The sequence below is a fragment of the Phenylobacterium sp. genome, assembly GCF_024508875.1.
Taxonomy (GTDB): domain Bacteria; phylum Pseudomonadota; class Alphaproteobacteria; order Caulobacterales; family Caulobacteraceae; genus Phenylobacterium.
In genome coordinates, this window is the sequence record NZ_JANINU010000199.1 from 1 (window position 1) to 4264 (window position 4264).

Genomic DNA, 4264 nt, shown 5'->3' on the forward strand with positions numbered 1-4264 from the left:
GGCTCGGCCACCAGACGCGCCTTGCGGCTGGCGTCGGCGCCGGTCTCGATTTGCGGCTTCTCGGGACGGATTAGTTCATTCCAGTTTCGTTCGATCACGTGTGTCCCTCGAAAACGCAGGATCGCCGGCCGTAAATCCACGGCCGGCGTCAGGGAATTGTAGCTCTAACGACTAGACGCGCCGGCGCTTGGGCGGGCGGCAGCCGTTGTGCGGAATGGGCGTCACATCCCGGATAGTGGTGATCGTCATACCCACCGCCTGCAGCGCGCGCAGAGCCGACTCACGGCCCGAGCCGGGGCCCGAGACGTTGACTTCCAGCGTGCGCACGCCGTGTTCGGCGGCCTTACGGCCGGCGTCCTCGGCCGCCATCTGGGCGGCGTAGGGCGTCGACTTACGCGAACCCTTGAAGCCCATCAGGCCGGCGCTGGACCAGGAGATCGTGTTCCCCTGGGCGTCGGTGATGGTCACCATGGTGTTGTTGAAGGACGCATTCACGTGGGCCACGCCCGACGTGATGTTCTTGCGCTCGCGGCGTTTGACGCGCGCCGGTTCCTTGGCCATCGACTAGCTCTCTTACTTCTTCTTGCCGGCGATCGGCTTGGCCGGGCCCTTGCGGGTGCGGGCGTTGGTGTGCGTGCGCTGACCGCGGACCGGCAGGCCCTTGCGGTGACGCAGGCCGCGATAGCAGGCCAGGTCCATCAGGCGCTTGATGTTGACCGCGGTCTCGCGGCGCAGGTCGCCTTCGACCAGGTAGTCGCGGTCGATCGTCTCGCGAATCTGCAGCACTTCCTGGTCGGTGAGCTGATTGACGCGCCGGGCGTCCTCGATGCCGACCTTGCTGACGATCTCGCGGGCCTTCGCCTCGCCGATGCCATGGATGTACTGCAGCGCGATCACGACGCGCTTGTTCGTAGGAATGTTGACGCCAGCGATACGGGCCACGTGAGGTAATCTCCTGGATCACGCAAGAAAAGCGCAAACGGCGCCCCGGCCCCAATCTGCCATAGGCATAGGCCGGCGCGTCCTTCGCGCTCTTTCGCGGAAGCGCTTCGTTATATGGATCGGGGTGCCCCCGTCAATGGCGGAAACGCCCAAATGTGAACGAAATACTGCGCGCGCAAGGGTTGGGACGCCTCGCACACGTTCGCCACCCCGGTTTCCACACCGGATCGCGAAAAGGTAAGCATGAGTGCGGCTGATCCGCAATCGGCCAGGACGCTTAGCCGCGCGCCTTGTCCATCGCCGCGTCGATGCCGGCGGCGACGGCGTCGATGGCGCCCATGCCGTCGACTTCCACCAGCTTGCCCTGCCCTTCGTAGTACGGCAGCAGCGGCGCGGTCTGGCGGTTGTAGGCCTCGAGGCGGACCACGAAGCTCTCGGGATTGTCGTCGGGGCGGCCCGACTCGGCGAAGCGGCCGGCGATGCGCTTCTTCAGCGCCTCGTCGTCGACCTTCAGGCGCAGGACCAGGTCGATCTGGCTGCCACGGCCCTTCAGCATCTTGTCCAGGGCCTCGGCCTGCGGGAGCGTCCGGGGGAAGCCGTCGAAGATCGCGCCGCCGGCGGCTTCGGCCTCGGGCAGGCGGCTCTCGATAAGCTCGATGACGATCTCGTCCGAGACCAGATCGCCGCGTTGCATGATGCCTTCGACGCGCTTGCCCAGCTCCGAGCCGGACGCGATGGCGGCGCGCAGCATGTCGCCGGTCGACAACTGGACCATGTTGCGGGTCTCGACCAGGCGCTTGGCCTGGGTGCCCTTCCCCGCCGCCGGCGGCCCGAACAGAATCAGGTTCATAGCGATCCCCTCACCCGGCGCTCTTGTGGCGCCCTATCGCAACGTCACCCAAGGCGGGCCGTCCTAGCGACGGCCGCCCCGCAGCTTCGACTTCTTGATCAGGCCTTCGTACTGGTGCGCCAGCAGGTGCGACTGGATCTGGGCCACGGTGTCCATGGTGACGCTGACCACGATGAGCAGCGACGTACCGCCCATGTAGAACTGCGTTCCCGAGACCTTCATCAGCGCCTCCGGCACGAGGCAGACCAGCGTGATGTAGGCCGCGCCGATCACGGTCAGGCGCGTCAGGACGAAGTCGAGGTACTCGGCCGTCCGCTTGCCCGGGCGGATGCCCGGCAGGAAGCCGCCGTACTTGCGCAGGTTCTCCGCCGTGTCCTCGGGGTTGAAGACAACCGACGTGTAGAAGAAGCAGAAGAAGATGATCAGGGCGCCGTAGAGCACCATGAACAGCGGCTGGCCGTGCTGGAGTTGGCCCACCGCCAGCGGCAGCCACTGAAGCCATTCCGGCAGGTTCGCGGTGGCCGCGAAGCCCATGACGGTGGCCGGCAGCAGCAGCAGCGAAGACGCGAAGATCGGCGGGATCACGCCCGAGGTGTTGATCTTGAGCGGCAGGAACGAGGTGTCGCCGCCGAACATGCGGTTGCCCACCTGGCGCTTGGGATATTGCACCAGCAGGCGCCGCTGCGAGCGCTCCATGAAGACGATCGCCACCGTCACGGCGACGATCAGAATGACCATCAGGAACAGCGTGCCCGTGTTCATCGAGCCCGTGCGGGTCAGTTCCAGGGCCTGCATCAGGTAGCGCGGCAAGACCGCGACGATGCCGGCGAAGATCAGCAGCGAGATGCCGTTGCCGACCCCGCGGCTGGTGATCTGCTCGCCCAGCCACATCAGGAACATGGTGCCGCCCGTCAGGGTGACCACGGTCGCGACGATGAAGAAGATGCCCGGGTTCTGGACCAGGCCGGGGCTCTGCGACAGGCCCGCGGCGATGCCGAAGGACTGGAACACCGCGAGCACCACGGTCAGGTAGCGGGTGTACTGGTTGAGCGTCTTGCGCCCCGCCTCGCCGCCTTCCTTCCGCAGCTTCTCCCACGGCGGATACACCGTGCCGAGGAGCTGGACGATGATCGAGGCCGAGATGTACGGCATCACGTTCAGGGCAAAGATGGCCATCCGCTCGACGGCGCCGCCCGAGAACATGTTGAACATCCCGAGGATGCCCTGCGCCTGGCCCGAGAAGGCCTGTTGCAGCGCGGCCGGGTCGATGCCGGGGATCGGGATGTAGGTGCCCAGGCGATAGACGATCAGCGCCCAGAGCGTGAACCAGATGCGCTTGTGAAGCTCCGTGGCCTTGCGGAAGGCGTCGAAGTTCAGATTGGCGGCGAGCTGTTCTGCGGCCGAAGCCATTCAGCAAATCCCCTGACTCGTAACCCTGCTCAGATAGGACGCGCCGACCCCGATAGCGAGGCCGGCGTCGTCGCAGGGAGCCCTTAGGCTTCTTCGGCCTTGGCTTCGACCTTGGTCGTGGTCAGCGAGCCGCCGGCCTTCTCGACGGCCGCGCGGGCCGAAGCGGTGGCGGAATAGACGGTGAGGTTGAGCTTGGACTTCAGCTCGCCCTCGCCCAACAGCTTCACACCGTCCTTGGCGCGGCGGATGACGCCGGCCTTCAGCAGCGCGTCGGCGTCGATGGCGGCCTTGGCGTCGAGCTTGCCGGCGGCGATCGCCTGCTCGATGCGCCACAGGTTCACCTCGGCGAAGTCCTTGCGGTTGCGCGAGTTGAAGCCACGCTTCGGCATGCGCATGTGCAGCGGCATCTGGCCGCCTTCGAAGCCCGCGATCGACACGCCGGTGCGGGCCTTCTGGCCCTTCACGCCGCGGCCGGCGGTCTTGCCCTTGCCCGAACCCGGGCCGCGGCCGACGCGCATGCGGCCCTTGGTGGAGCCTTCCTGCGGGGCCAGTTCGTTCAGCTTGGTCATGTGCGCCTCTCCTTGGAGATCTGTCGCCGGGGCCCCTGCCCCGACTCGGCTTGAAAAAAGGTCGGCGTAGAAACGCCGAGGGGCGAGGCTCGCGCCTCGCCCTTCAACACCGTGCCTATGGCACGATTAGTCTGGCTATTCCACCACTTCGACGAGGTGGGCGACCTTCGCCACCATGCCGCGGATCGAGGGGGTGTCCTCGAGCTCGGACACGCGGCCGACCCGGTTCAGGCCCAGGCCCGCGAGCGTGGCGCGCTGGTCCTTGGTCCGGCGGATCGGGCTGCCGGTCTGGCGAACCTTGAACGTCTTCTTGTCAGCCATGAGCTTAACCTTCCGCGTCCGCGGCCGCAGCGGCCGAGGCGCCGTCGGCGCGGCGGCCGATCACGTCCGAGACCTTCTTGCCGCGCTTGGCCGCAACCTGGCGGGGCGAGGACTGGGCCTTCAGCGCTTCGAACGTCGCGCGCACCATGTTGTAGGGGTTGGACGAGCCGAC

The 4264-nt window shown here is 66.7% G+C and carries 7 protein-coding genes and 1 pseudogene; all 8 read right to left on the minus strand.

From position 1 onward, the window contains the following. Positions 1 to 98 (minus strand): hypothetical protein (locus tag Q0L11_RS14895; RefSeq protein WP_296598257.1); only part of this gene is annotated, 98 nt, incomplete at its 3' end. Positions 99 to 171: 73 nt separating this feature from the next. Continuing rightward, complete coding sequence (gene rpsK / locus Q0L11_RS14900) at positions 172 to 561, minus strand: 30S ribosomal protein S11 (protein WP_012521811.1); 390 nt, start codon at positions 559 to 561, stop codon at positions 172 to 174. A 12-nt stretch (positions 562 to 573) separates the two neighbouring features. After that, the gene (gene rpsM / locus Q0L11_RS14905; RefSeq protein WP_296598250.1) at positions 574 to 942 is read right to left on the minus strand and encodes a 30S ribosomal protein S13; all 369 of its coding nucleotides are present in this window, start codon (positions 940 to 942) and stop codon (positions 574 to 576) included. Between the two features lie 277 nt (positions 943 to 1219). Beyond that, positions 1220 to 1792 carry an adenylate kinase gene (locus Q0L11_RS14910; RefSeq protein ID WP_296598251.1) on the minus strand — a complete coding sequence of 191 codons (573 nt, stop codon included), beginning with the start codon at positions 1790 to 1792 and terminating at the stop codon, positions 1220 to 1222. 63 nt (positions 1793 to 1855) lie between these two features. Continuing rightward, complete coding sequence (gene secY / locus Q0L11_RS14915; RefSeq protein ID WP_296598252.1) at positions 1856 to 3202, minus strand: preprotein translocase subunit SecY; 1347 nt, start codon at positions 3200 to 3202, stop codon at positions 1856 to 1858. Between the two features lie 83 nt (positions 3203 to 3285). Beyond that, on the minus strand, positions 3286 to 3771 hold the full coding sequence (gene rplO / locus Q0L11_RS14920) for a 50S ribosomal protein L15 (protein ID WP_296598254.1): 486 nt from the start codon (positions 3769 to 3771) through the stop codon (positions 3286 to 3288). A 135-nt stretch (positions 3772 to 3906) separates the two neighbouring features. Further along, positions 3907 to 4092 (minus strand): 50S ribosomal protein L30, encoded by a 186-nt coding sequence (rpmD, locus tag Q0L11_RS14925; protein ID WP_296598255.1) that lies wholly within the window; start codon positions 4090 to 4092, stop codon positions 3907 to 3909. 4 nt (positions 4093 to 4096) lie between these two features. Then, positions 4097 to 4264 (minus strand): annotated as a pseudogene (locus tag Q0L11_RS14930) (30S ribosomal protein S5); the annotation flags it as partial.